This window comes from Gilvirhabdus luticola (genome assembly GCF_040117515.1).
GTDB lineage: Bacteria > Bacteroidota > Bacteroidia > Flavobacteriales > Flavobacteriaceae > Gilvirhabdus > Gilvirhabdus luticola.
The window spans coordinates 135,192-161,786 of record NZ_JBEEEN010000005.1 but is presented as its reverse complement, the minus strand read 5'-3'; the positions used below and the strand labels follow the sequence as shown (position 1 = coordinate 161,786).

Below are 26,595 nucleotides of genomic sequence, written 5' to 3'. Positions count from 1 at the left end.
TACTATATAAGTAGTATTATGGTTTAAAACGTTACAAAGAAGAAAAATAAATTTAATTTCTATAATCTAAAGCGGGAGCTCGATTACCAAGCAAAGGAATATATTTAAAATCTTTACCTCGGGATTCTAAAAATTCAACTTTAGCTTTATCTATAATTGTAGTATCATAAAAAAGCTCGATAGCTGTTGCTGCCATGGTCTTTGCAGCGACCATCATCCCTTTTGTCCCAATGCTTGTTCCTCCAGCAGCTACGGCTTGCCAACTATGCGCAGGTGTTCCTGGAACCCATGTAGCAGCTCTCATTCCAACCGTCGGTACAGCAAAACTGACATCTCCTACGTCGGTTGAACCACGACCATTGGAGTCAAGTTCGGTAGTATAAGGCATAATACCTTCAGAATATGATACATCTAAGTGGGTGTCATTTAAACTTTTAGATATTTTTTCAGCGAAAAGCTTTTCTTCTGGAGAATATTTGAATCCACCAACTTTTACCAAATTGTCATACATTAATTTTTGAAGCGTTAGATTGGGTAATAATTCGTGTGTACCTCCAATAATTTCATAATCCATAGATGTTTCAGTACCTAAAGCAGCTCCTTCAGCAGCTTTTACAATTCTATCAAAGATATCTATAACCTCATCTCTTTGCGGATGTCTTGCATAATAATATACTTCAGCAAAATCTGGTACTACGTTTGGAGCTTTTCCGCCATCAGTAATTACATAATGAATACGCGCATTATGCGGAATATGTTCTCGCATCATATTTACCATAAAATTCATTGACTCAACTGCATCTAATGCTGAACGCCCTTTTTGAGGAGCTGCTGATGCATGTGCAGAGACTCCATAAAATCTAAATTTTGCTGATTTAACTGCTAATGCAATTGATGGATTGGCATTATTGGCGTTACTTGGATGCCAATTAAGCACAACATCAACATTGTTAAATAACCCTGCACGTGTCATATAAACTTTACCAGAACCGCCTTCTTCTGCCGGACAGCCATAAAACCTTATAGTACCTTCTACTTTATTCTCTTTAAGCCAATTTTTAACACTTATCGCTGCGGCTGCAGATGCGGTTCCAAATAAATGGTGACCACAAGCATGACCAGCCTCGGATCCAGCAGACTTTTTTTCTGGTATGGCTTGTTGAGATAAGCCAGGAAGAGCATCATATTCTCCTAAAATACCAATGATAGGGGTTCCAGAGCCATATTCGGCAATAAATGCAGTTGGTATTCCTGCAACTCCAGATGTAATAGTAAAACCTTCATCTTTTAAAGTTTCTTGTAATAAAGCGCTACTTTTTTCTTCTTGAAAACCCATTTCAGCATAATTCCAAATAGTTTTTGCAATGTTTCCGTAAAATGTAGTTTGATCATCAATATCTTTTAGGATTTCATCTGTTTTGACTTGAGAGAAAAGATTAAAAGATATTAGAAAAAAGATTAAAATGGCACTAAAATATTTCATGGTTTTTATATAATTAGAGTTGTATCCAAATATAGTTTTTTAATAGTTTTAATTGTCTTGTTTTCAGAACTAACTTATTTTTTAGTTCTTTATATTGTTATTATAATTATTAATAGAAAATTTATTTTTTGGTATTTTAATAATAGAATTTAGAGAAAACACAAAGCTGATTTATCGTTAAAATCACAATTTATACTATGTGCTAAATATGTTAAAGTTATAATTTACTATAGTAATTATAATGTTATGATATTTAAATATATAATAACATTCTATAAATATAATCTATCGTTGTTTTTTTATCCCTAAAACAATAAAAAGTTGTGCAAAAGCATAAGTAGATATTACACTTATATCTGCAAATGAAAATTGCACATAAAATTTATTAATTGCCAATAAACTGTCAGAAATCATAAACAAAATAGCTCCAAAAAGGACCAAATTATAACTTAAATGTGGTACACTTCCCTTTCGTAAAAATGCCGTTGTTGCCATAAATAAAATGACAGACATATAGACAATTACAGGCAGTGACATATTTCCTAATCCATCACTTAAAAAGTAGAAAATACCAAGTGCATAAATAACTAATATAGCAGAAAACAATAACGGATTTTTTTCTTTATTTCTCATTTTTAGAAAGAGCATTAAATACATGATATGTGCAATTAAAAAAGCAACAAGGCCACTCATAAAAAAGTTAGGAGATTTGTTTACAAACATTAAGAGTATATCTCCAATTAATGAAAATGACAATGCCGAAAGTGTTAACAGCTTTGTTTTGGATGGTAAGTCAGCACTATTCTTTGCAAAGAACAAGATTAAGCTCAATAAAATAAGAGGTTTAGTAACATAATGTAATATGGTTGGATTGCTACTATCACTAAATAATAGATGAATAATTACTACAAGAATAAATACTATGGTAAAAGAACTTTCTGTTTTAGTAAGCATTTTCCTGATTTTCATCAAATATATTCAATTCATCATCAAAATTTTACAATTCAGTAATTATAAGTTTCTACAATTATTTGTTCGTTGCAACTTTGTACTATCAAAACAAAGAACGAACATTATAATCAATCAAATGAAATCATTTTTACCAATCTTAATTATTTTACTCTCTTTTAACTTGACCGCTCAAAGTACTATTAGTGGCACGGTCACGGATACAAAAGGAAATGTAATAGTTGGTGCTAACGTTTATTTAAAAGGAACTTACGATGGAAGTACTACAGACGAAAAAGGTATTTTTTTATTTAAAACGTCTGAAACTAGATCCCAAACTCTAATCGTCTCTTATGTCTCTTTTGAAACGTTTTCAATGACAGGAGATATCTCTTATATGCAGAATTTAGAAGTTAAATTAAGAGAAGATGTGAATACATTGAATGCTGTTATTTTGTCTGCTGGAACTTTTTCGGCTGGAGACAATAGTAAAGTAAATGCTCTTAAACCTTTGGATGTAGTTACTACAGCAAGTGCTTTAGGAGATTTTGTCGGTGCTTTACAAACACTACCAGGAACATCAACAGTTGCCGAAGATGGTCGACTTTTTGTACGTGGTGGTGAAGCAGAAGAAACGCAAATATTCATAGATGGTATTAGAGTTTTTACGCCGTACACACCAACAACCAATAATGCACCAACACGTGGAAGGTATTCTCCGTTCTTATTTGATGGGATTACGTTCTCAACAGGTGGTTATTCGGCAGAGTATGGTCAAGCTTTATCTAGCGTACTCTTATTGAATACCATTGAAGAGCCAGATCAGAAAAAAACAGATGTTGGCATTATGACTGTTGGTGCAACGCTAGGTAACACACAGAAATGGGACAAAAGTTCTGTAAGTGTAAATGCATCATATATTAACCTTGCACCTTATTTAGACCTTTTTCCAGATAGAAACGATTGGAAAGAACCTTATGAAGCATTTTCAGGAGAAGCTGTTTTTCGTCAAAAGGCTGAAAACGGGTTATTCAAACTTTATACAGCTTTTGATGCTACAAATTTCGACTTAATTCAGGAAGATATTAATTATGATGAAGGTATTCGCTTCAATACAAAAAATAGCAATTTGTATTTAAACACTTCTTATAAAGGTATGCTTAATGACGTTTGGTCTGTTTTTGGAGGTTTAAGTTATACACATGCAAAAGATGACGTAACTGTTATAGATAGCGAAATTGATAATTCTGAAGATTCCTTTCATACAAAACTTAAATTTGGTCGTCGCTTTAGTAACAGGTTTAAACTTAATTTTGGAGCAGAATATTTTTTCACAGATTTTGATGAAACTTATCAAGATTTGACAATAGACAAAGTAAGCTATGGTTATAATAACAATATAAGCGCAGCTTTTACCGAAGCAGATATTTTCTTATCAACAAAACTGGCTTTTAAAGCAGGTTTAAGAGCCGAATACAGTCAGATTTTTAAAGATTTTACCATTTCACCTAGATTATCTATGGCATATAAAATATCTTCAAATAGTCAACTATCTTTAGCTTATGGCGACTTTTTACCAAAACCCTAATAGTAATATATTAAAATTTGAAAACAATTTGTCACCTCAAAAGACATCACATTACATTTTAAACTATCAGTTGAACAGAGATGGACAGATTTTTAGAGCAGAAACCTATTACAAAGATTACGATAATTTGGTAAAATACGACACAGAATTTGTAAGTTTTGATAGTAATTATAACAATTCTGGATATGGATATGCAAGAGGACTTGATCTGTTTTGGAGAGATAGTAAAAGTATTAAGAATATTGACTATTGGGTAAGTTATTCTTTTCTGGATACAGAGCGTAATTACGCAAATTACCCAATGGCTGCACAGCCTGATTTCGCAAACAAGCATAACCTTTCAGTGGTTGGAAAATACTGGATAAACGATTGGCGGAGCCAGGTAGGTATAAGCTACACCTATGCTTCAGGAAGACCATATACCAACCCTAATATGCAAGGATTTTTAAACGAAAAAACTAGACCTTATAACAGTATAAGTTTAAACTGGGCATACTTAATTACACAACAAAAAATCCTGTACTTCTCAATAAATAATGCACTTGGGTTTAAAAATATAAATGGATATCAATATGCCGATATGCCAGATATGAACAACAATTATGCAAGGCGAGCTTTAAAACCAGCGGCTGACCAGTTCTTTTTTGTCGGCTTTTTCTGGACCATTAGTGAAGATAATAAAAGCAACCAGTTGGATAATTTGTAGAATGGTTCAAATGATATCATAGATTTAGAAAAAGTAGCACATGTTAATCTTCAATTTTTTCTTTTTTGACAATACTATTACTGAATTGGAGATCCCTCATTCTTGACTTTCCCTTCAAGACAGGAATGAGGGTGTTTTTAATTTATTTTACTTACTCAAGGCGTCTGAACAGAATTGCAGAGAAACTGCCAATCTAGAAAACGTTTTATTGAAATGACCACCTTCAAAAGTTTCATATGTATAGTCTATACTATAAGCATCCATTTTCTGTATGAGATATGGATAAGCTAAATTCATACCAAGCTCGTCATAAATACCAACATCAAAATAAATACCTTTTAATGATTTAAATTCATTAAAATGTGTATCAAGTAGAGTAAACACATCATTTTGGTACCATCTTTCACTTACTTCAGGAATTGGAATTGGAGATGGATATTCAAATGGTAGGTCAACATAAAAAGGAGGATTATTAAGGTTGGGAGACCAAGCTGCACTAAAGGCATATCCTGCACTTGTTAAGAATTTATCGGGGTCAGGACCAATGAATCCATTAGGGTTTTCTGCTATAATAACTTCTCCCATAGAAAGCACAGCATCTACCAATAATAATCCACTATGACTGGCCACAGCACCAAATATATCAGGATGTTTCAATCCAAATTTAAAAGCGGCATAACCTCCTTGGGAATAACCAATAACAGCACGCCCATTATTACTGGCAATAGTATTGTATCTTTTATCCATAAAATTTACTAAATCATTTACTATATAGTCTTCAAAATTACCATTTAGAATAGAATTTGAATACATACTAAAACCATAAGGGTAAGATATTGCATTGGGCATAACTATAATCATAGGTTCCATTTTCCCAGTTTCAATTAAATTATCTGCCCAAAGTCTAAATCCTTCTGGGGGATCGTCTCGTTCTGGGCTTAAAATATTTTGAGATGCAGCAAACTCGTCCCAAGCCCTTCTATCAATAAATGCTTTTTCACTAAAGGGTTCACCGTGTAGTAAATAAACGACTGGATATCCCTCGGCTCTTTTATGATCATATCCTGGTGGGGTATAAACTTGCATTTTTCTAATTGGATCATTTCCAATTACATTGTACATCAGAGACTCACTGGTAAACTCTTTATTTTGAAGTTTACTCTTATGAATGATTGATGATTTTTGCTGAATTAACTGTTCACTCTCTTGAGTGTTTGTTTCAATAATGTCATGTTCGCAACCGCAAAATGACATAATTGTTGTCAATAATACTATAAGAATTAATTTTTTTTTCATGATGAATATTTTTAAATAGTTAATGAATACCTTTAAGATTTATTAGATTATTTTGTTCTTAAGGAAGAAAGTATTTAGCTATTTAATTCTTCTATCTTATAAATCAAGAAATGTTTTATAAATTAAACCGTTCGATTAATTACATCGAAAAAGTTATGGATATAAATTTTTTTTGGCAATGATATTTATCAGTTCCAATTAATAATGGTATTAATGAATACTTTTTTATTTAAAGCTAACTAAACTTCTTACCAGAAAAAGTTTTAATTGTTATAGCATTTTTTGTGGGCTTTTTCTGGACCATTAGTGAAGATAATAAAAGCAACCAGTTGGATAATTTGTAGGGATTTCATTTAAGGTTGATGTGTATGAGTCGTTGCGTCAAATCAGCTATGATTTTCCGCCGTAACGTAAAGATAGCAAATTGCAAAGAATTCCGGTTAGGAATTCAGGTACAATGAGCTATACATAGTGTTGTAAGCTGCCTTTTAAATTCCAATTATTTATTGGTTATTATAAATTCAAGAACAATTCTATTAAACTCTTCAGGATTTTGATATTCTAAACCATGTGAAGAATTAGATAGTATTTTCAATTCATTTTTATCAATACATTTTGCTAACTCATCAGTAATTGCGGTTAGAACTTTTGGAGATCTATCTCCTTTTATAAGTAATGTAGGTGTTCTTAATTTTTTTAAGTCTTCGCATCCCAATGGTGGAAATGGATTTTCGGTTAAAACAACACCTTTAAGTCCGAAGGCATTATCCATCATTAAGTTCTTTTCCTTGTCAGATGCTTTAGAAAAATAGAGACTATCGGTTAAAACACCTCCAATAAATAGTTCAACTGCTCTTTCATCATTATTGCTATTAAAGGCTTGAACTGAAGGAATTAATACATTCATAGCGAAATCATTTCCTATTTTTTCACCATCAGAAGTATATTGTAAGAAAGACATTACTGGTGGTTCGCCAAGTGTAAGGCTTTTTATTAATTCTGGACTTTCTAATGTTGTCATTAAAGAAGTATATGCTCCATAAGAATGCCCAACGAGATGTACAGGTCCTAAATCAAGTGTTTTTAAGAAATGACTAAGGTCCTTTGAATGTTGAGTTACAGAATAATCGTTGGTTTCAGTGGCTTCCTGTTTGTTTGGGTACGCATAACGTCTGCTTATGGCAATTACCCTATAATCTTTTGAAAAAACTTCCGTTTGTGCTTCCCATGTGCGATAGTCACCTACACCACCATGAACAAAAACTACAGGTTCGCCTTTGCCAATATCAAGATAATTTATGATATAGTCATTAACTTCCATGCTTTTCAATTTTGGAGGTTCTACTTCCACCACTTTTTCAGGTTTTACTTTACTTTCGTTCTTGCAAGAATGTGTAGTGAAAAGTATCATTCCTATTATAATTACGGAGATAAGATTAGTTTTCATAATTCTATGTTTTAAATTGAAATTAGTCATTCCAAGGTTGCTTACAATGATCTGCTAAACGAAGTTCGGCTATTTTTTTACAAAAACAAATAGAATAGAATATAATATTCAATAGACTTTTTCAACTGATAAATATCATAGTAATTGGTTTGAATTCTTGATAATTTCATAATACAAAACTAATGTATCATGCAAGTTAAAAAGAACCCAGAATTAGAGGTTGGCAAGAATAGCAGTCTTTATTTCGCTATCGGATTAAACGTTATGTTGTTTTTTAGTTGGTATGGTTTGAATTATAAGACTTATGAAAAAAATGACATCAGTTTAGATATTGTTCAAGTAGAGGAAGTTTTAGAGGAAGATATCCCCATAACTAATATGGAAACACCACCTCCACCTCCGCCACCAGCTGCAGCACCAGAGATTATAAACGTTGTGGAAAATGTAGAAGAAGTTGAAGAAACCGTTATTGAGAGTACCGAAACCAACCAGTCTGAAGAAATTGATATGGAGGTAAGAATTGAAGATGTGGCTATAGAAGAAGTAGAAGAAGATATTGAAGTTCCCTTTGCTGTTGTGGAGACTGTTCCTATTTTCCCTGGATGTGTTGGCAAAAACAACCAAGAGTATAAAAAATGCTTTGAAGAAAAGGTATTAAAGCATGTGGTTGATAATTTCAAATACCCTGATGATGCACTTCAATTAGGTATTCATGGTAAAGTATTTGTAGTATTTGTTATTGATGCTAACGGCAATGTAGGTAATATAAGAACCAGAGGTCCTCATAAAATTTTGGAAAAAGAGGCCAATCGTATTGTAAGTTCACTTCCTAAAATGACACCTGGAAAACAACGTGGCAAGCCTGTTAAAGTTCCGTTTAGTTTACCAATTAATTTTAGATATGTGGAAAATTGAATAATTCACTACTGTTTTAAGATTTAAGTAACCATTATATAATGAAGTATGATGGTTATTTTTATTCTCAAAATATCATATACTAACATTTCATCCATGTAAAATTACAATTCGGTAACACAGATTTAGAATTAATGCTCTTTCGTTTGATATTTGTACTATAATTTAAAATATACATTATCATGCAGAAATTAATTATCATTTTAGTATTATTTGCAACAAGTTTAGTAAATGCACAGGGCAATTATGAACAAGGTATGCAGAAAGCCTTTGAACTTTGGGGAAGCAACAAAATTGTTGAAGCTTCAAATTTATTTGAGCGTATAGCAGCGGCAGAACCAGACAACTGGTTACCATCGTATTATGCAGCACAAATTAATATTCTAAAAAGCTTTGGAGAAACCAATGAAGAGACCATTACGGCAAATCTTAATAAAGCGCAAGATCTAATCAATGACGCTACAGCAATTTCAAAGAATAATTCGGAGATATTAGTGCTTCAGGCTTTGTTAGATACAGCTTGGGTAGCTTATGATGGCGCAACTTATGGACCGACATTAGCAGGTAAGGTAGCATCTACTTACGCTAGAGCAGAACAAATAGATCCAACAAACCCAAGAGTTGTATTTGGTAAGGCAGAATGGGGAATGGGCAGTGCACGTTATTTTGGCCAGGACATTAAACCGTTTTGCAAAGATATTGAACGCTCAATAGAACTTTTTGCTAACTTTAAACCAGAAACATCTTTTCACCCAAATTGGGGAAAAGAAAGAGCGGAGCAAGTTTTTGCAGAAACTTGTAAAGAGTAATTTTAGGTTAAATAAATGAGTAAATCTATTAAAAATATCATAATCACATTTGTTATTGGATGTATGGTCTTTGGTATAGGCAGTGCACTTTCAAATGGATTTAATTTTGAGAACGCTAATGAATTTTTAATTGATTTTATATTCTATCAGCTATACTCTTTTGTTCTAGGATATTCAAACATGTATTTTTTCGATTACATGGAACGACGTCAATGGAAAAAAGGAGACACTTTAAAGCGTATTTTTTTAGGGATTTTAGGTTCAATTGTAATTACTTTAATTGGCTTATTTGTTTTAAGAGCTGGTATTTCAATGTTTTATTATGGTATTACATTTAAAACTTTTATTACAAATGAAACTTTAAGGAGCTATCAATTTGGAATCTGGATTACGATCACCATTGTTGTTATTTTCCATTTTATATATTTCTATAACAAGTATCAGCAAAACCGGATAAAAGAACAGCAAGTTATTGCAGGCACAGCAAGTGCAAAATTTGATGCATTAAAGAATCAGTTAGATCCTCATTTTTTGTTCAATAGTTTAAATGTATTAACTAGTTTAATAGACGAGAATCCAGAAAACGCTCAAAAGTTTACCACTGCCTTATCGAAAGTATATCGTTATGTACTAGAGCAAAAAAACAAAGAATTAGTTTCTGTAGACGAAGAGTTAGACTTTGCAAGAACTTATATGTCGCTCTTAAAAATGAGATTTGAAGACAGCATTATTTTTGAGCTTCCAGACAGAGCTTCAAATCCAGAAAGCAAAGTAGTGCCATTGTCATTACAATTGTTGCTAGAAAATGCTGTAAAGCATAATATGGTAACAACAACAAAGCCACTTCATATTAAAATATATGAAGAGCAGAATAATTTGGTAGTAGAAAATAATTTACAAGCCAAACAGATAATAAAAAAGAGTAGTGGAGTAGGATTAAGCAACATCATGCAACGCTATGATTTGTTAACAACAAGAAAAGTAAGAATCAATCAACAAGCAAAAAGTTTTGCAGTAGCATTACCAATGCTTACCAAACAATCACATATTTTGAGAACAACAGAATCATCATCAAGTTTAGACGATAGTTATGTACGAGCACGAAAGCATGTTGAAGAACTTAAAGGTTTTTATTACAGCATTATTTCTTATGTACTTGTCATACCATTTTTAATATTTATCAATTACAGAACATATTGGGGCTTTCAATGGTTTTGGTTCCCTATGTTTGGCTGGGGAATTGGTTTAGCCATTCAAGCTTTTAAGGTGTTTTCTGGAAATAGTATATTAGGACATGGTTGGGAAAAACGCAAAATGGAAGAATTCATGCGAGAAGAAGAAAACAATAAATGGCATTAAATTTTAAGATCATGGAACCTTACAAACTAGAACCAAGAAAAGATAATAGCTCTAAATACAATTTTAGAAGAGAAGACGCTTATATGAGAGCTCAAAAGCGTGTTAATGAATTAAAAGGATTTTATTGGCATTTGTTTTCTTATATAGCGGTAAACATATTTATCATTGTTGTTATAGCAATAAACTCTAATGGTAATATTTGGAATTTTGGTACCTTTGCCACAGCATTTTTTTGGGGTATAGGATTGGGATTTCATGCATTTGGAGTTTTTGGTAAAAATGTATTTTTTGGAAGAGATTGGGAAAGACGCAAAATGGAAGAGTTTATGCGTAATGAAGAAAACCAAAACCGTAAATAAGATTGTTATGGAAAGAGTTAATAAAAATAATCAAGATAGCTATTCTCAAAAGGAATTTAAAAGAGAAGAAGTATATTTTAGAGCCGAAAAAAGATTAAAAGAACTCAAAGGATTCTACTGGCATTTATTCTGGTATTTGGCTGTAAACATATTTATAATTGTGAGTAGTCTTATTATAAATTCAACTTACTTCAATATAGGGCATTTTAATGCATATTCCACGGTAGTTTTTTGGGGAATAGGTATAGGAATTCATGCCATAACTGTGTTCGGCAAAAATATTGTGTTCTCTAAAAGTTGGGAAGACCGCCAGATTCAAAAATTTATAGAAAAAGATAAAAAGCAATGGGAATAAACGTAATTCTTATTGAAGATGAGAAACCATCGGCAAGACGTTTGCAACGTATGCTATCTGCTTTAAATGTAGAAGCTGAAACCATGCTCCATTCTGTTGAGGAAGCTATTACATGGTTTCAAAATAACCAACATCCCGATCTTATTTTTCTTGATATTCAGTTAAGTGATGGTCTTTCTTTTGAAATCTTTGATGCTATTGATATAAAGTCTGCAGTCATATTTACAACGGCTTATGATGAGTATGCTTTGCAAGCCTTTAAATTAAACAGTATAGATTATCTTTTAAAACCCATTGACGAAGTTGAACTTGAAAAAGCTATATCTAAATACAGAGACAGAATACCTAACCATAAGGCAGTTACCATAGATTTTAACGATATAAAAAAACTGTTAGTCAATCCAATAGATCGTGAGTACAAAAAACGCTTTTCAGTAAAGGTTGGACAACATTTAAAACTCATTAATATTGATGATATAGAATGTATTTATAGCGAAAATAAGGGAACATATCTTCATACTGCAGAAGGTAGAAACTATTTATTGGACAATACTTTAGAGCAGTTGGAACACGAACTGGAACCTCAAACCTTCTTTAGAATAAACAGAAAATTCTTTGTAAACATCAATGCTATAAAAGACATGTTAAGCTATACCAATTCCAGACTACAAATTAAGCTGAGGTCTTATAAAGAACAAGATGTCATTGTTGCTAGAGAACGTGTAAAAGATTTTAAAGCTTGGTTAGAATAGTAAAAGCAATGAATACATTACAATTTATCCAACACGTAAAATTTTTTCCATTTTACGTCCTTTGGCCAATTCATCTACCAATTTATCCAAATACCTTACCTCTTGTGTTAACTTATTTTCTATGTCCTCAACGCGATAACCGCAGATAACACCTTTAATGAGTTGAGCATTTGGATTTAGTTTGGGCATTCTTAAAAAATGTTTCAAAGGTAGTCTTATCTTCAATAAGTTTTGTTAGTTTTTTTTCATCATAGCCAGTTAACCATTCTATGACTTGGTGTAATTCTTGTTTGGTTCTGCCTTTCTTCTCAACTTTGTTTACATAGTGAGAATAAACAGAAGCAAAACTCATTTTTGCAATTCGTTCGTCATGGTGGCTTGTGTCTTTCATTTATACTAAATTATAGTGATACTAATTTTCTATTTTGATAGAAAATTCAGAATCATGGGATTAACCAATTCTGGATTACTAAAGATTTCATGACCTATATCTGGCAAAATGCATAGTTCACTATTTGATAGCTTTGTATGGATTTCAACTGAATGATTTAGATGTATAAATGGATCTCTATCACCAAAAAGTACAAGTACTTTACATTTTAAGTTTGAAATTAACTCATCAGGAATCCAAACCTCATCCAGCCACATTCTTTTAGATGCATAAATAAAGTTTTCCCATTGGTCTGGATTTGGTGATTTTTCTCTATAAGCAATGGCAAACTCTTCTGGTAATAATTTTGGGCTAAAATTTTGTAGCATCTTCAAACCTTCAGGTTTGCTAGCTTTTGGGTTTAATGCACCAGCTCCAAAAATTAGCTTGTCGATTCTATTTGGTGCTAAATGAGCTACATGGATTCCAATAATAGCTCCGTCACTATATCCTATAATGTTAACTTTATTTAAATCTAACTTGACTAAAAATTTCACGACATATTTAGCTAGATTGTTGTAGCTCATAGAATCGAGATATTGTGATCTTCCATGCCCTGGGCTATCAATTGCATATAATTGATAGTGTTTTGATAATTCAGGAATAACATTTTTAAAATCTGAAATACTTCCTAATCCACCATGAAGAAGTATGGTAGGTGTTCCAACACCATATTTTTCATAGTAAATGTCTAGATTATCTATCTGGATATATTGACCATTATTAGACCCATAATTAATTTGAGATTGAGCAATGGTAAGATTAAATAAAAAGAATACAGAACAAACGAATGAGGTGACGTGTTTATTTATTTTCAAAGTTAGAATGTATTAATTGAAATAATTGTGACATATCTACTAATATACCCATTATTAACTATTTTCCATAATATCATTATCATTTATCTTCAATTGGATTGTCATTAAGAAACGTAGCAATTTAGTTGGTAAATTTTCCTTCAAATTCAATATTTCTTATGGGTTCATCTTGATTTATGGTGTTAGTTTCAATATTTACATTTATTTCCCAAGTATTTACAGAAATTTTTTCACCTCTAATAAATCCTTTTTTGACATTTTGTTGTGTGCCAAAAGCCCAAGCGCCATTTTGGAAATAAAAACAATTCGTAGTAAGAATTTCATCATCAACAAATTCAAATTCCTCGATATCATTTTCTATTTGAAAGATTAATACTTCTGCCCACTCATCATCTATTATGTCATCACATTGAGCTCCAACATGAATATAATTGAATACTAATTTGTTGCCATTTGCAACTTGATAGTGATTTCTTTGGGCTGCCTCATTGAACTCAAGCATTATCTCTTTTTCAGATTCCCATTTTGATAATGTAGTTTCTGGTTGACAATTATTTTCATCGTTAATATTATCACAGGATAAAAAAACAATTTGGAATAGGAATAGAATTAAACTGATTTTTTTCATGACTTGCTTTTTAAGAATAAGATGATGAAAAATTATTTAGGTTGCGTCAATTTCAATTCTAATTAGTTGTATACAAATACTGTGTTAAAAATCTTAAGACTTTACTCATCTTCAACACGGTTGTCATCAAAGGCAGAAGGTAATAATTTAGGTATAAACTTTACTACAAGTGGCAATAATAAAGCACCACCAGGTAACATAAAAATAGCCAGACTTGGTATGCTTTTAAAAATGTCTAGCAGTTGTTCCTGTACTTTTTTATGCTCTTCTTCATTTAGGTCTCTCATTGTAGATTGAGTAAGTAATTTCATGAGCTCCTTGCTTTCTCGTAATTCATTAAGCAGTCGTTTGCTATTTCTTGTAATAAGCTTGGAGACCATACCACTGGAGTTGTCGTAAAAGGTTTTTACCAAATTTTTTGAAGTGAGTAACGCAATATTATTTTTATGAATACTGTAAAATATATTCAATGAGGTTACAGCTTCTTTTATGATATTATGCTCTAGATTTAAGTTTCTGCCAAGTTTATTTAAAACAGCCTGTTCTTGCTTATCTACTGTTGCATCTCCCCAAGTTGCCATGCATGCCATATCTATGATATAATAGGCTTCAAGATTGGTATTTATATGATCTATAGCTTCTTTATAGGTTAATTTAGATTCTTTTCTATAGCGTAAAGACTGCTCGAACAGTCTAATTAAACTTTCGTCGTAGTCTGTTTTTTTCTTTTTAGAATTCAAAACAGTCATCACGATAGTTTCTATAACAGATTCAAGTTGTTGTATGTAATCTTCAGAAATAGAATGCGTTTTTAAATATAGTTTATAACCTAATATATCTGTAAACAGTAGCGCATTGGTAATAAAGTAATTAAAGCTTTTATCAATAATATTGTCTGCAATTTGTATACGCTTATGGATTATTTTTTCTAGTAGAGAAGATGTTTTCTTTTCTCCTATCAAATCAGATAAGAATGACGCTTTATAAACATTGATCTTTGAATAAAAATCTATAACACTTTCAATAAAATCAATTTCGGAAGATGATTGTTTGTGCATATATTTAAATGCAATTAAGAAATTTATCTTACAAAGTTCTTCTGAAGTATAATCATTAACTTTAATAAACTCCTTAAAGACCAAAACGTTATTTCCATAAATAAAACCGCAAGACCTTAATGATGTATAAAAGTCATCTACATCAAGACCTTCAACAGTTTGAATAAATGCTTTCTGCTTTAATATCTTTTTTATCCATCCTGCGGACGAAGGATTCATAGTTGTATGATTTGATGTGATAAAAATAAAGAAGCTACTTGAAAAAGCAGCTTCATAAAGGTTATTTTATTTTAAAATTTTATTCGATTATACCACCACAACTTATACGGCTTCCAGCGGCTCCACTGGGTTGAGAAACAAAATCATCAGTTCCTTGATGTACAATAACTGCTTTTCCTATAATATTTTTTGATTCGTCATCACAATCTATACACCATTGGTCTGTTGTAAATGTAATGGTTCCGTTGCCATTAGCATCTGCTTCAAAATTCCCAATATCACCTTTATGATATCCGGCTTCATCACCCCATTTTCCATGTGGTTGTCGGGTAGGGTTCCAATGTCCACCAGTTGATTTACCATCAGTAGAGGAGCAATCGGCCTTTTCATGTAAGTGTATAGCATGGGTGCCTTCGGATAGATTACTTAATAATGCTACCATTTTTACACTACCTTCTTCTTCGGTAAAAACAGCAGTACCAGAAACATTACTGTCACTTTTAGCTGTAAGATTTATGATAATTTTTTTTGGAGTAGATTCAACAACTTTTTCGGCTACAACCATATCTTCGGTCATGGCATCTTCAGATTGTTTTTTTTCTTGTTTACAGGCAAAAACAAAAAATATTGCAAGTAATATAATAAATATAAACTGTTTCTTCATTTCATTGGTTTTATAGATTATTCAATTAATTTGAATGAAAGTTAAGTTAATATTTATCCAATAGCAAATTACTTACATGACATATATCATATTTTTAATGCTGACCTTTATTTAGTTTTATCTTGTGAACTAAAAACAACATTTAAAATGAAAAAGATAATTGTACCCATAGATTTTTCTGAATATTCAGAAAATGCATTAGAAACTGCGGCTGTTTTAGCCCGAAAGTATAATGCAGAAATTTTGGCATTGCATATGTTAGAATTATCCAATGCAGTCTTGACGAGTACTTCAGATCAAAAAGATGTTGAAGCTTTATTTTATATGAAGTTGGCAGAAAAAAAATTCAAAAACTTTCTAGAAAAAGATTATTTGAATGATATAAACGTAACACCAATTGTTAAACATTTTAAAGTTTTTAGTGAAGTTAATGAAGTAGCAAAAGAAAACGAGGCAAACCTTGTGGTGATGGGTTCACATGGTGTGAGTGGTCTTAAAGAAGTTCTAATTGGATCTAATACAGAGAAAGTAGTAAGACATTCAGACATCCCCGTTTTAGTTGTAAAACACAACCCGATTTTGACCGATTTTGAAAGTGTTGTTTTTGCTTGCGATTTTTCTGAAGATGCTATCAAACCTTACATTAATGCCGCTAAAATGTTTGAAGCTATTAATGCTAAAATGCATTTACTTTATGTTAATGTTCCAGATTCAGGTTTTAGAAGTTCTGCCGAAATGGAAAAACTAGTTGCAAACTTTTTAAAACGTGCAGATGGTAATTTAGACCGAATGAAAAATGTAACCTATGTAAGTGACTATACCATTGAGGAAGGTATACTAAACTTTTCAAATGTGCTTGGAGCTGATTTAATAGCTATTGCAACTCATGGAAGAACAGGTTTGGCGCATTTCTTTGAAGGTAGTATATCTGAAGATATTGCAAATCATTCAACTTTGCCAGTTATGACTTTTAAGATTTAATATGAATTTATTAGTTTTTAGTTTAAGAAAGAGGTAAAGGTTATTTACGTCTTTCTTATTTTATTTATATTGGTAAAAAAGTAATCCCTTTTTCAATTTCCAAGGACAGTTCTTTAATTGTTTTTTTATTGAAAGCCTCAATAAGTTTGTCTCTCATTGGGCTAACAATATGGTGCAAAGGACAAGGTTTGTTTTGGTTGCAGTGTGATAAGCTCAACATACAGCTTTTCATTCTGTAGTCTCCATCAATGGCATAAATAACATTCATTAAGTTCTGTTTAGAATTTTCTTTCGTAAGATAAAACCCGCCTTTTATTCCTCTCGTAGAAGATATAATATTTTGTTTTGATAATTCCTGTAACAATTTGGCAATATATGCTTTGGGGACATTAATTGGTTTATTCAATTCTTTTACCATTATTTTTTTATCCTCACTTGAATGAATTGCTAAATACAATACTGCCTTTAAAGCATACTTTACAGAATTTGAAAACATAATATAATTATTAAATAATGTTCAAATATATAAAAGATATTTTTATCTTAAATATGATTTTTATCATATTTTGTTATTGTCCGAGCTCTTAATTTTGCTGAAACTAAAAATATTTAATTATGACAAAAACACTAAAACCTATACTTGTATTATTTCTTGCTTTGCTTCTGGGATGTGGAGGTAAAGAAGAAAAAAAGAAAGAATCATTTACTATTCAAAAACCAACTGAAACAAAAGAAGTAGTTGATAAAACAGAAAACATCCCAGCTTCTAAAAAAATAGATTTACAGAATAAAGGAGTTGGTCCAATAACATCTTTAAGTCTATCACCAGAAATTGATCAAACTATGGTAGCTCATGGTGCTGATGTTTTTAAAAAAATGTGTACGGCATGCCATAGACCAGATAAGAAGTTTATTGGTCCTGCACCTACAGGAATACTTGAACGCAGAAGTCCAGAATGGGTAATGAACATGATTCTTAATCCTGAAGAAATGGTTCAAAAAGATCCATTAGCTAAAGAACTGCTGATTGAATTTAATGGATCTCCAATGGCAAACCAGAACTTAACCGAAGAAGAAGCACGAGCAGTTTTGGAATACTTTAGAACTTTAAAATAATAGAATATGAAACTAATTAAGCAATTACTTTTTGTTTCTGCACTGGCAACGATGTTGTTTGCATGTAAAAATGAAAATAAAGAAAACTCAACAACTTCAGCAGAAGAAACTGTTGAAGCTACATCAGAAGATAGATCAGGTCAAGCTTTTATTGAAGATGATGGATCTACACCAAATTGTTTACAAATAGCAATAGGTTCTCCAGATCATAAAACGCTTGTTGCTGCAGTACAAGCTGCACAAGTAGAAAATGCACTGGTTAATGTTGGACCTCTAACTGTTTTTGCTCCAACAGATGCTGCGTTTGCAGCTTTACCTGAAGGAACAGTAGAAAATCTTGTAAAACCTGAAAACAAGGAAACTTTAGCGAATATTTTGAAATATCATGTTACACCTGGTAATTTGAGTACAAACATATTAACTAAACTACCTAAACTTGGACAAGCAAATAATCAATATGTACAAGTTGAAGTAGTAGACGGTAAACCAGTCATAGGAGGTGCAAATATTATTGCTTCAGTCAAAGCTGGCAATGGTATTGTTCATGTTATTGATAAGGTATTATTACCACCAACTGAAGATTAATAAAAAATTTAAATAAAAATGAAAAATATTCTAAAATTAACTATTACAGTATTAAGTGTTTTTGTAGCATTTACAAGTTGTAATAATTCCGGAAAATCAGATAAAAAGTCTGGCGCTCTTGCTGGCAATGTTGCCGAAAAAGTATACGTAGCCCCAGGAGAGCACGATGAGTTTTATGCATTTATCTCCGGCGGATTTAGTGGACAGTTATCTGTTTACGGCTTACCATCAGGGCGTTTGTTTAAAGTAATTCCCGTATTTTCTCAAGATCCAGAAAAAGCTTATGGATACAATGAAGAAACAAAGCCAATGTTAAATACATCTCACGGTTTTGTGCCATGGGATGATGCTCACCATCCAGACATTTCTCAAACCGAAGGTGTTATTGATGGGCGTTGGGTATTTATAAATGGTAATAATACACCTCGTATCGCTAAAATAGATTTATCAACTTTTGAGACTACAGAAATTATTGAGATTCCTAATAGTGCAGGTAACCACAGTTCATCCTTTGTTACAGAAAACACAGAATATGTAGTGGCAGGAACCCGTTTTTCTGTCCCTATTCCACAAAAGGATATGCCTATTAAGGACTATAAAGGCAACTTTAAAGGTTCATTAACTTTTATTTCTGTAGATCCAGAGCATGGGCATATGGACATAAAGTTTCAATTAATCATGCCAGGTTTTGATTATGACTTGTCCCACCCAGGTAGAGGGAAATCTCATGGATGGTTCTTCTTCTCAACATATAATACAGAAGAGGCTAGTACACTTATGGAAGTGAATGCATCACAAAATGATAAAGATTTTATTGCAGCTGTAAACTGGAAAAAGATTGAAGAATATGTAAATAATGGAGGAGGTACCATAATGCCAACAAATTATGCTCATAATGTTTATGATGAAAGTACACATATGGCAACTTCCACAATGAAAAAAGAAGTGCTTACGGTAAATCCTCTTGACGTTCCTGGAGCAGTATACTTGATGCCTACACCTAAATCTCCTCATGGTTGTGACGTTGATCCAACAGGAGAGTATATTGTTGGTAGCGGTAAACTTTCAGCCAACTTGACCGTACATTCTTTTACAAAAATGTTAGCTGCTATTGAAAATGAAAAATTTGCAGGTGATGCTTATGGCATACCAATAATTAATTTTGATGATTCTTTGGCGGGAGTTGTAGAACAACCAGGTTTAGGACCTTTACATACAGAATTTGATGATAAAGGAAATGCTTATACTACATTCTTTATTTCTTCTGAAGTTGTAAAATGGAAAGTTGGAACTTGGGAAGTTGTTGACAGACAACCTTGCTACTATTCAGTAGGTCATTTAATGATTCCTGGAGGAAACTCACAAAAACCTTGGGGTAAATATGTTGTAGCCATGAACAAAATCACAAAGGACCGATATTTACCAACTGGTCCAGAAGTAACACAATCAGCACAATTATATGATATTTCTGGAGATAAGATGGAATTATTATTGGATTTCCCAACCATTGGTGAACCTCACTATGCTGCAGGTTGTCCAGCAGATTTGATAAAACCTCGATCTAAAAAGATCTTCAATTTAGAAGATAATAATCATCCTTATGTTGCAAAAAGTGAAGCAGATACCAAAGTTGTGCGTGATGGAAATATAGTTCATATTTATATGACAACGATTCGCAGCCATTTTTCACCTGACAATATTGAAGGTGTCAGAGTTGGAGACAAGGTATATTTCCATGTAACTAATTTAGAACAAGATTATGATGTGCCTCATGGTGTGAGTATGATTGGAGCTAATACATCTGAACTGTTAATCATGCCAGGGCAAACCGAAACATTCCTTTGGGAACCAAAACAAGAAGGTGTTTGGCCATTTTATTGTACAGACTTCTGTTCTGCGTTGCACCAAGAGATGCAAGGTTATGTGCGTGTTTCTGCAGCAAATGCTAATACACCATTAAAATGGTCTTTAGGAGAAGATATTGATTAAAAGGAGCAAGGGAGAATTTGTTTTAGTGTTATTTTTCCTATTTCAAGGCGAGAGTTTTATTTTCGCTCTCGCCTTACTTTTATAATATCATTAAATCACAAATAAAATAAAATGATGAAAAAGTCAAATATCATTATGCTGTTGGCGGCAATATTACCACTTGGATTATTTTTATTTCCACTTTGGAAAATCACTTTGGAAGCTCCACAGTATCCAACTCCTTTAGGAATGTATATCCATATCAATGATTTTACCGATGCGAATCCGCATGATATTAAAAACATTAATTTGATGAATCATTATGTTGGTATGAAATATATTCCTGACGCCATACCTGAATTTAAAATATTCCCAGCAGGTATTATTATTACAACTGTTATAGGATTAATCATTGCTTTTAAAGGAAACTATAAATGGTTCTTATATTGGTTTATTTTAATGATAGTTTTAAGTAGTGCAGGGCTTTATGATTTCTACTTATGGGAGCATGATTATGGTCATAATCTTGATCCTAAAGCTATTATGAAATTCACCAATCCAGATGGTTCAGTTATGGGCTTTCAACCTCCTTTGTTCGGTAGCAAAGACATTCTAAACTTTAAAGCGCATTCTTATCCTAGATTAGGAGCTTACTTTTTAGGTTTAGGAATTGCAATGGGTTTAATAGCCTATCTTGTAGGAAAGAAAAATCATAAAAAAACGGTAGCAATGTAGAAAAAAGAAAAACACTAAAACACTAAAAATGCAAACACTAAAACACTATTCACTAATTGTATTATTTCTGTTGTTGTACAGTTGTAATGTATCACCGCAAGCTATAGATTATGGCAATGATGGTTGTCATTTTTGTAAGATGACTATTGTAGATAAAGTTCATGCTGCAGAGATTGTAACTAACAAGGGCAAAGTTTATAAATTTGATGCTTCAGAATGCATGATCAATTTCATTCAAGAATTTGACACAAATGAAATTAAACTATACTTATCAAATAATTATACTGAACCAGAAATTTTGATAGACGCTACTAAAGCAACCTTTTTAATTAGCGAAAATGTACCTAGTCCAATGGGTGCTTTTTTAACTGCTTTTAAAGATAAGTCGGATGCTGAAAAAATTCAGACTGAAAAAGGAGGAAAACTTTACACTTGGGACCAACTCTTAACACATTTTAACAACAAATAACCCCAATTATTTTATTTTTTTTTGAACTTATGAAACGTATAAATATACTTTCAACGCTAATTGTTTGTCTTATTTTTAATGCGGCATTAGCACAAAATAATAATAACTGTGTTTATTGTAACATGGCAGTTAAAGATGATTTACATAAAGCCGAAGAAGAAATTGATGGTAAGACTATTCATTTTGATGCTATAGAGTGCCTTGTTAATTATTTAAAACAAAAAGATGAAGCTAGTTTTTCTAAATTGCGAGTTTCCGATTATCAATCAGGAGAATTGGTAGATGTAAAGCAAGCAACTTATTTAAAAAGTAAAGCCATTCCTAGTCCAATGGGAGCAAATCTTTCAGCTTTTAAAGACAAAAGCGAAGCCAATAAGTTAAAAACTGATAAAGGAGGTGAGATATTTAATTGGACAGAATTAAAAGCCAAGTTTATTAACTCAAATTTTGGAGCAATAAATCACAGCTATCATGATCATTATAGACCAGACGCTCACGCACCAATTGGTGTTATGGGTGACCATTTGCACGAAAAAGGAGGATTAATGTTGTCATTTCGTTACATGAATATGATTATGGATGGTAATAAATCAGGAACAGATAATATTAATAATGACGATATTTATAACAGTTTTATGGTTGCTCCACAAGAAATGACAATGAATATGTATATGTTTGGAGTAATGTACGCACCAACAGATAAACTTACATTAATGCTTATGCAAAATGTTGTTAAAAAAGATATGGATTTAACCGCCAGAATGATAATGAATGGTATGCCAATGTTACGAGATTTTTCAACAAGTTCGTCTGGATTAGGCGATATGAAGTTAGGTGTAATGTATGGTTTGTTTAATAATCATAAAACTTCTTTACATTTTAATGGAGGTATAAATATTCCAATTGGAGACATCGAAAACAGAGATGACACACCAATGATGAATGATGTTAAGTTGCCGTACGCAATGCAATTAGGAAGTGGTACATTTGATATTACATTAGGTGCTACATACAAAATGAATTGTACCAACACCTCTTGGGGAACACAATTTTTAAGTACGTTTAGAACAGGAGAAAACAGTGAAGATTATCGTTTTGGTAATCTATACCAATTAAATCTTTGGGGAGCATACAAACTTTCTAAAAACTTTAGTGCGTCTGCTAGAGTATTAGGTGTTTCTGAAGGAAAACTAAAAGGAATGGATCCAGATCTAAACCCTATAATGGTAACAACTGCTAATACTAATAACTATGGAAGCAATAAAATAAAGGCCTTGGTTGGTGTAAATATTGCGTTCCCTCAATCATCTAGTTTCAAAAATTTGCGATTTGGCATTGAAGCTGGAGCACCTATTTATGAAAATTATAATGGTATACAAATGAATGAAGATTTATCTCTTAATTTTGGTATTAAATATAATGTGTTGTAGATGAAACACTTTTTACATTATAGTATCATATTCTTTCTATGCTTGATGAGTCCAGGCACTTTTTCACAAACTATTCAAGTTTGTGAAAGTTGCCCTATTACATCCATAAAAGAGGCAATAGCTAATGCTAAAGATTTTGATACGATTATCGTAAAAAAAGGAACCTATAAAGAGTATGATATTTTAATAAATAAACCATTAGTTATAAAGGGTGAAAATTATCCAGTAATTGATGGAGAGCTGAAAGGAGAAATCATCACCATTGTTTCAGATAATGTCACGATAGATGGATTATTTGTGATAAATGTAGGCACAAGTTATACCGAAGATTATGCTGCAATACGTATAAGAAAAAGTAAAAATTTTGTCATTCAAAATGTAGTTTTAGAAAAACTATTTTTTGGTATTTATGTAGAAAAGTCAAGTTATGGTAAGGTGTATCACAATAAAATAATTGGTGATGCGGTTGAAGAGTATAACTCTGGAAATGGTATCCAGTTATGGTACAGTAACCATATTGAAATAGAGCATAATTACATAGAGCATGTTCGTGATGGTATATATTTAGAATTTGCCGATCATTGTATTATTAAAAACAATGTAAGCGCAGAAAATTTAAGATATGGTCTACATTTTATGTTTTCAAATGACGACATTTATCAGGATAACACTTTTGAGAATAATGGAGCTGGCGTGGCTGTTATGTTCTCTAAAAAAATAAAAATGCTTAATAATATATTTAAAGAAAACTGGGGAACAGCATCTTACGGGATGCTTCTAAAAGAAATTAATGATGCGGAAATTATTGGTAATACATTTGAAGAAAATACCATAGGTATTAATATAGAAGGCTCTAATAGAATTGTCTATAAGAACAACAATTTCATCAATAATGGTTGGGCAATCAAAGTACGTGGTGCATGTTATTCCAATAGTTTTTTAGAGAATAACTTTTTGTATAATTCTTTTGATATATCTTATAACAGTAAAGTAAATGACAATATTTTTGATAAAAATTACTGGAGCAATTATACAGGATATGACCTTAATAAAGATGGAATAGGAGATGTGCCATACAGACCAGTTAAGTTGTTTTCATATATTGTAAATCGAACTCCAGAAACTATTATTCTTTTGCGTAGTTTGTTTATCGATATTATAGATTTTTCAGAAAAAGTATCTCCAGTATTTACTCCAGATAATCTACTAGATAATAACCCACAAATTAAAAGAATATAATGGTAAATATTCAAAATCTATATAAATCGTTTGGCAAAAATCAGGTGTTAAGTGGTATTGATCTAGAAATTACCGAAGGCGGTATATTTGCTATCCTTGGTCCAAATGGTTCTGGAAAAACCACTTTAATCAAGTCTATGCTTGGAATGGTTATACCTAACAAAGGTAAAATTGCTGTACATGGAGATGATATTAAAAAGAATTCAATATACAGACACAAAATTGACTATTTACCACAAATTGCAAATTTTCCAAGTAATTTAAGAGTCAAAGAACTTATTAAAATGATAAAAGATCTACGAGGTAAAACCTCTGATGATTTGCAGTTAATTAAATTGTTTAAATTAGAACCTTTTTTAGATAAAAAACTTGGAAATCTTTCTGGAGGAACAAAACAAAAAGTAAATATCGTATTAACATTTATGTTTGACAGTCCACTAATAATTTTAGACGAACCAACCACTGGCCTAGATCCTATTTCCTTAATTCATCTAAAAGAATTAATTCAAAACGAAAAGGAAAAAGGGAAAACTATTTTAATAACCTCTCATATTATGAGTTTTGTGGAAGAGGTTTCTGATAAAATCGTGTTTATACTTGAAGGTCAAATTTATTTTAAAGGCAGTATTAATGAGTTGAAATCTAAAACCAATCAGCCGGATTTTGAACATGCAATTGCATCAATTTTAACAGACAATCATGCTTAAAATATTAAAATATAGTTTTTTTGATTTAATGCGTAGCAGATGGAGTTATGTATATTTTGCATTCTATTTAATGTTAGGTGTTGTACTTCTATTTTTAAATAATGATCTTTCTAAAGCAGTTATAACGTTAATGAACGTTATAATAATACTTGTACCGTTAATAGGTACGATCTTTGGAGTAATGTACTATTATAATTCTAAAGAATTTACTGAGTTGTTATTGGCTCAACCACTTCAACGTTCTTCTATTTTTTTAGGACAGTACCTGGGTGTAGCATTATCGTTATCTATGAGCTTAATTCTTGGTCTAGGTATCCCTTTTGTATTTTATGGTTTGTTTAAAAGCAATGCAATTTGGGATTTTTCGTTGTTGCTCATTACAGGAATTTTCCTTACTTTAATATTTACTGCTTTGGCCTTTAATATTGCTTTATCTAATGAGAATAAAATAAAAGGCTTTGGTTACGCCATATTATTGTGGTTGTTTCTGGCCATAATTTATGACGGAATATTCTTAATGACATTAATACTTTTTGAAGATTATCCACTAGACAAATTATCATTGGTAGGAACTATGTTAAACCCAATTGATTTATCCCGAACATTGATCTTATTAAAACTGGATATTTCTGCATTATTAGGGTATACAGGCGCCATTTTTAAACAATTTTTTGGTACTGGTTTTGGGCTAATGGTATCCTTTGTCATGTTAATAGTTTGGGTAGTTTTACCAGTCACAAGAATTGCTTACAAATCTCAAAAAAAAGATTTTTAACTCAACAAATAATTTTCAATAGTAATGCTCGCTAGATATCTCCCGATTTTTGTCATTTTATCCTTAATTGCTGAAATATTGGGAACTGTTGGAGGCTTTGGTTCTTCTGTGTTTTTTGTTCCAATTGCTAATTTTTTCTTCGATTTTCAATCTGTTCTTGGAATAACTGCATTGTTTCATTTATCAAGTAACGTCACTAAAATTGCATTTTTTAAAAAAGGCCTGAATAAGCAATTAATACTTTCATTAGGTATTCCAGCGGTTATTTTTGTTTTGATAGGTGCTCTTTTAAGCAAGTATTTTGATCCAATTATATTAACATACATACTAGGATTTTTTCTCATAACCTTAAGTTTATTGTTTTTAATTTTTAAACAACTTAAAGTAAGTCCAAGAACAAAAAATGCTATTATTGGAGGTTCTCTTTCCGGCTTTAGTGCAGGTCTTTTAGGGACAGGAGGTGCTATAAGAGGTATCACTATGGCCGCATTTAAGCTAGATAAAAATAAATTTATTGCTACATCTGCTGTAATTGATCTAGGTGTTGATTTTAGTAGAACTATCGTGTATTATTTTAATGGTTATATTCATAAGGATGATTTATACCTTATACCAATTTTAATAGTCGTGAGTATTATTGGGACTTGGATAGGTAAGAAAATTTTGAACAAAATATCTCAAGATCAATTTAGAAATTTTGTTTTGATATTAATTTTAGCTATTGGAATTATAAGTATAATTTTTAATTAATTAGTA

26 protein-coding genes and 2 pseudogenes are annotated in these 26,595 nt (G+C 31.7%); 18 read left to right on the top strand and 10 right to left on the bottom strand.

Going from position 1 to position 26,595, the window contains the following annotated elements:
- Positions 1-52: 52 nt before the first annotated feature.
- Entirely contained in the window at positions 53-1,483 is a 1,431-nt protein-coding gene (locus AAFP94_RS10110) for an amidohydrolase (RefSeq protein ID WP_316662585.1), read from the bottom strand.
- 285 nt (positions 1,484-1,768) lie between these two features.
- Positions 1,769-2,437: a lysoplasmalogenase gene (locus AAFP94_RS10105; protein ID WP_316662584.1), complete on the bottom strand. Its 669-nt coding sequence runs from the start codon at positions 2,435-2,437 to the stop codon at positions 1,769-1,771.
- 133 nt (positions 2,438-2,570) lie between these two features.
- Here AAFP94_RS10105 and AAFP94_RS10100 point away from each other — a divergent pair.
- Positions 2,571-4,725: pseudogene (locus tag AAFP94_RS10100) on the top strand (TonB-dependent receptor).
- Positions 4,726-4,872: 147 nt separating this feature from the next.
- Here AAFP94_RS10100 and AAFP94_RS10095 read toward each other — a convergent pair.
- The gene (locus AAFP94_RS10095; RefSeq protein ID WP_316662582.1) at positions 4,873-6,021 is read right to left on the bottom strand and encodes an alpha/beta hydrolase; all 1,149 of its coding nucleotides are present in this window, start codon (positions 6,019-6,021) and stop codon (positions 4,873-4,875) included.
- A 499-nt stretch (positions 6,022-6,520) separates the two neighbouring features.
- Positions 6,521-7,468 (bottom strand): alpha/beta fold hydrolase, encoded by a 948-nt coding sequence (locus tag AAFP94_RS10090; protein WP_316662580.1) that lies wholly within the window; start codon positions 7,466-7,468, stop codon positions 6,521-6,523.
- Positions 7,469-7,657: 189 nt separating this feature from the next.
- Here AAFP94_RS10090 and AAFP94_RS10085 point away from each other — a divergent pair, with 189 nt between their 5' ends.
- The 6 genes from AAFP94_RS10085 to AAFP94_RS10060 all read left to right on the top strand — a co-directional run bounded on the left by AAFP94_RS10085 (position 7,658) and on the right by AAFP94_RS10060 (position 12,017).
- The gene (locus AAFP94_RS10085) at positions 7,658-8,383 is read left to right on the top strand and encodes an energy transducer TonB (protein ID WP_316662578.1); all 726 of its coding nucleotides are present in this window, start codon (positions 7,658-7,660) and stop codon (positions 8,381-8,383) included.
- A gap of 182 nt (positions 8,384-8,565) precedes the next feature.
- A complete protein-coding gene (locus AAFP94_RS10080) occupies positions 8,566-9,192 on the top strand; it encodes a hypothetical protein (protein ID WP_316662576.1) in 627 nt (208 codons plus the stop codon).
- A gap of 15 nt (positions 9,193-9,207) precedes the next feature.
- Entirely contained in the window at positions 9,208-10,551 is a 1,344-nt protein-coding gene (locus AAFP94_RS10075; RefSeq protein WP_316662574.1) for a histidine kinase, read from the top strand.
- Positions 10,552-10,562: 11 nt separating this feature from the next.
- Positions 10,563-10,910: a 2TM domain-containing protein gene (locus AAFP94_RS10070; RefSeq protein ID WP_316662572.1), complete on the top strand. Its 348-nt coding sequence runs from the start codon at positions 10,563-10,565 to the stop codon at positions 10,908-10,910.
- Positions 10,911-10,917: 7 nt separating this feature from the next.
- Complete coding sequence (locus tag AAFP94_RS10065) at positions 10,918-11,265, top strand: 2TM domain-containing protein (protein WP_409628501.1); 348 nt, start codon at positions 10,918-10,920, stop codon at positions 11,263-11,265.
- Positions 11,262-12,017 (top strand): LytR/AlgR family response regulator transcription factor, encoded by a 756-nt coding sequence (locus tag AAFP94_RS10060; RefSeq protein WP_316662679.1) that lies wholly within the window; start codon positions 11,262-11,264, stop codon positions 12,015-12,017. Before AAFP94_RS10065 ends, AAFP94_RS10060 begins: the two co-directional genes overlap by 4 nt.
- A gap of 24 nt (positions 12,018-12,041) precedes the next feature.
- Here AAFP94_RS10060 and AAFP94_RS10055 read toward each other — a convergent pair.
- The 5 genes and pseudogenes from AAFP94_RS10055 to AAFP94_RS10035 all read right to left on the bottom strand — a co-directional run bounded on the left by AAFP94_RS10055 (position 12,042) and on the right by AAFP94_RS10035 (position 15,834).
- Positions 12,042-12,408 (bottom strand): annotated as a pseudogene (locus AAFP94_RS10055) (DUF2200 domain-containing protein).
- A 29-nt stretch (positions 12,409-12,437) separates the two neighbouring features.
- Positions 12,438-13,265 carry an alpha/beta fold hydrolase gene (locus tag AAFP94_RS10050; RefSeq protein ID WP_316662568.1) on the bottom strand — a complete coding sequence of 276 codons (828 nt, stop codon included), beginning with the start codon at positions 13,263-13,265 and terminating at the stop codon, positions 12,438-12,440.
- A 121-nt stretch (positions 13,266-13,386) separates the two neighbouring features.
- Positions 13,387-13,893, bottom strand: coding sequence for a hypothetical protein (locus tag AAFP94_RS10045; RefSeq protein WP_316662566.1), 507 nt, complete (start codon positions 13,891-13,893; stop codon positions 13,387-13,389).
- 101 nt (positions 13,894-13,994) lie between these two features.
- Positions 13,995-15,170, bottom strand: coding sequence for an LETM1-related biofilm-associated protein (locus AAFP94_RS10040; protein ID WP_316662565.1), 1,176 nt, complete (start codon positions 15,168-15,170; stop codon positions 13,995-13,997).
- Positions 15,171-15,249: 79 nt separating this feature from the next.
- Positions 15,250-15,834, bottom strand: coding sequence for a superoxide dismutase family protein (locus tag AAFP94_RS10035; RefSeq protein WP_316662563.1), 585 nt, complete (start codon positions 15,832-15,834; stop codon positions 15,250-15,252).
- Between the two features lie 147 nt (positions 15,835-15,981).
- Between AAFP94_RS10035 and AAFP94_RS10030 the strand changes: the two genes are divergently transcribed.
- Entirely contained in the window at positions 15,982-16,815 is an 834-nt protein-coding gene (locus tag AAFP94_RS10030; RefSeq protein ID WP_316662561.1) for a universal stress protein, read from the top strand.
- A gap of 64 nt (positions 16,816-16,879) precedes the next feature.
- On the opposite strand, the gene AAFP94_RS10025 is transcribed toward AAFP94_RS10030, so the two are convergent.
- Positions 16,880-17,311, bottom strand: coding sequence for an RrF2 family transcriptional regulator (locus tag AAFP94_RS10025; protein WP_316662559.1), 432 nt, complete (start codon positions 17,309-17,311; stop codon positions 16,880-16,882).
- A 119-nt stretch (positions 17,312-17,430) separates the two neighbouring features.
- Here AAFP94_RS10025 and AAFP94_RS10020 point away from each other — a divergent pair, with 119 nt between their 5' ends.
- The 10 genes from AAFP94_RS10020 (at position 17,431) to AAFP94_RS09975 (ending at position 26,589) form a co-directional block, all read left to right on the top strand.
- Complete coding sequence (locus tag AAFP94_RS10020) at positions 17,431-17,931, top strand: c-type cytochrome (protein WP_316662557.1); 501 nt, start codon at positions 17,431-17,433, stop codon at positions 17,929-17,931.
- A 6-nt stretch (positions 17,932-17,937) separates the two neighbouring features.
- Positions 17,938-18,516, top strand: a complete 579-nt coding sequence (locus AAFP94_RS10015; protein ID WP_316662556.1) for a fasciclin domain-containing protein — start codon at positions 17,938-17,940, stop codon at positions 18,514-18,516.
- Positions 18,517-18,534: 18 nt separating this feature from the next.
- Positions 18,535-20,505: a Sec-dependent nitrous-oxide reductase gene (nosZ, locus tag AAFP94_RS10010; protein ID WP_316662554.1), complete on the top strand. Its 1,971-nt coding sequence runs from the start codon at positions 18,535-18,537 to the stop codon at positions 20,503-20,505.
- 114 nt (positions 20,506-20,619) lie between these two features.
- Positions 20,620-21,219, top strand: a complete 600-nt coding sequence (locus tag AAFP94_RS10005) for a hypothetical protein (RefSeq protein WP_409628537.1) — start codon at positions 20,620-20,622, stop codon at positions 21,217-21,219.
- Positions 21,220-21,247: 28 nt separating this feature from the next.
- Positions 21,248-21,688 (top strand): nitrous oxide reductase accessory protein NosL, encoded by a 441-nt coding sequence (locus AAFP94_RS10000; RefSeq protein WP_316662549.1) that lies wholly within the window; start codon positions 21,248-21,250, stop codon positions 21,686-21,688.
- Between the two features lie 29 nt (positions 21,689-21,717).
- The gene (locus tag AAFP94_RS09995; protein WP_316662547.1) at positions 21,718-23,118 is read left to right on the top strand and encodes a nitrous oxide reductase accessory protein NosL; all 1,401 of its coding nucleotides are present in this window, start codon (positions 21,718-21,720) and stop codon (positions 23,116-23,118) included.
- A gap of 45 nt (positions 23,119-23,163) precedes the next feature.
- On the top strand, positions 23,164-24,357 hold the full coding sequence (locus AAFP94_RS09990; RefSeq protein ID WP_316662678.1) for a nitrous oxide reductase family maturation protein NosD: 1,194 nt from the start codon (positions 23,164-23,166) through the stop codon (positions 24,355-24,357).
- Entirely contained in the window at positions 24,357-25,064 is a 708-nt protein-coding gene (locus AAFP94_RS09985; protein WP_316662546.1) for an ABC transporter ATP-binding protein, read from the top strand. Before AAFP94_RS09990 ends, AAFP94_RS09985 begins: the two co-directional genes overlap by 1 nt.
- On the top strand, positions 25,057-25,839 hold the full coding sequence (locus AAFP94_RS09980; protein WP_316662544.1) for an ABC transporter permease: 783 nt from the start codon (positions 25,057-25,059) through the stop codon (positions 25,837-25,839). The genes AAFP94_RS09985 and AAFP94_RS09980 overlap by 8 nt, the downstream gene beginning before the upstream one ends.
- 24 nt (positions 25,840-25,863) lie before the next feature.
- Positions 25,864-26,589: a sulfite exporter TauE/SafE family protein gene (locus AAFP94_RS09975; protein ID WP_316662542.1), complete on the top strand. Its 726-nt coding sequence runs from the start codon at positions 25,864-25,866 to the stop codon at positions 26,587-26,589.
- Positions 26,590-26,595 lie beyond the last annotated feature (6 nt).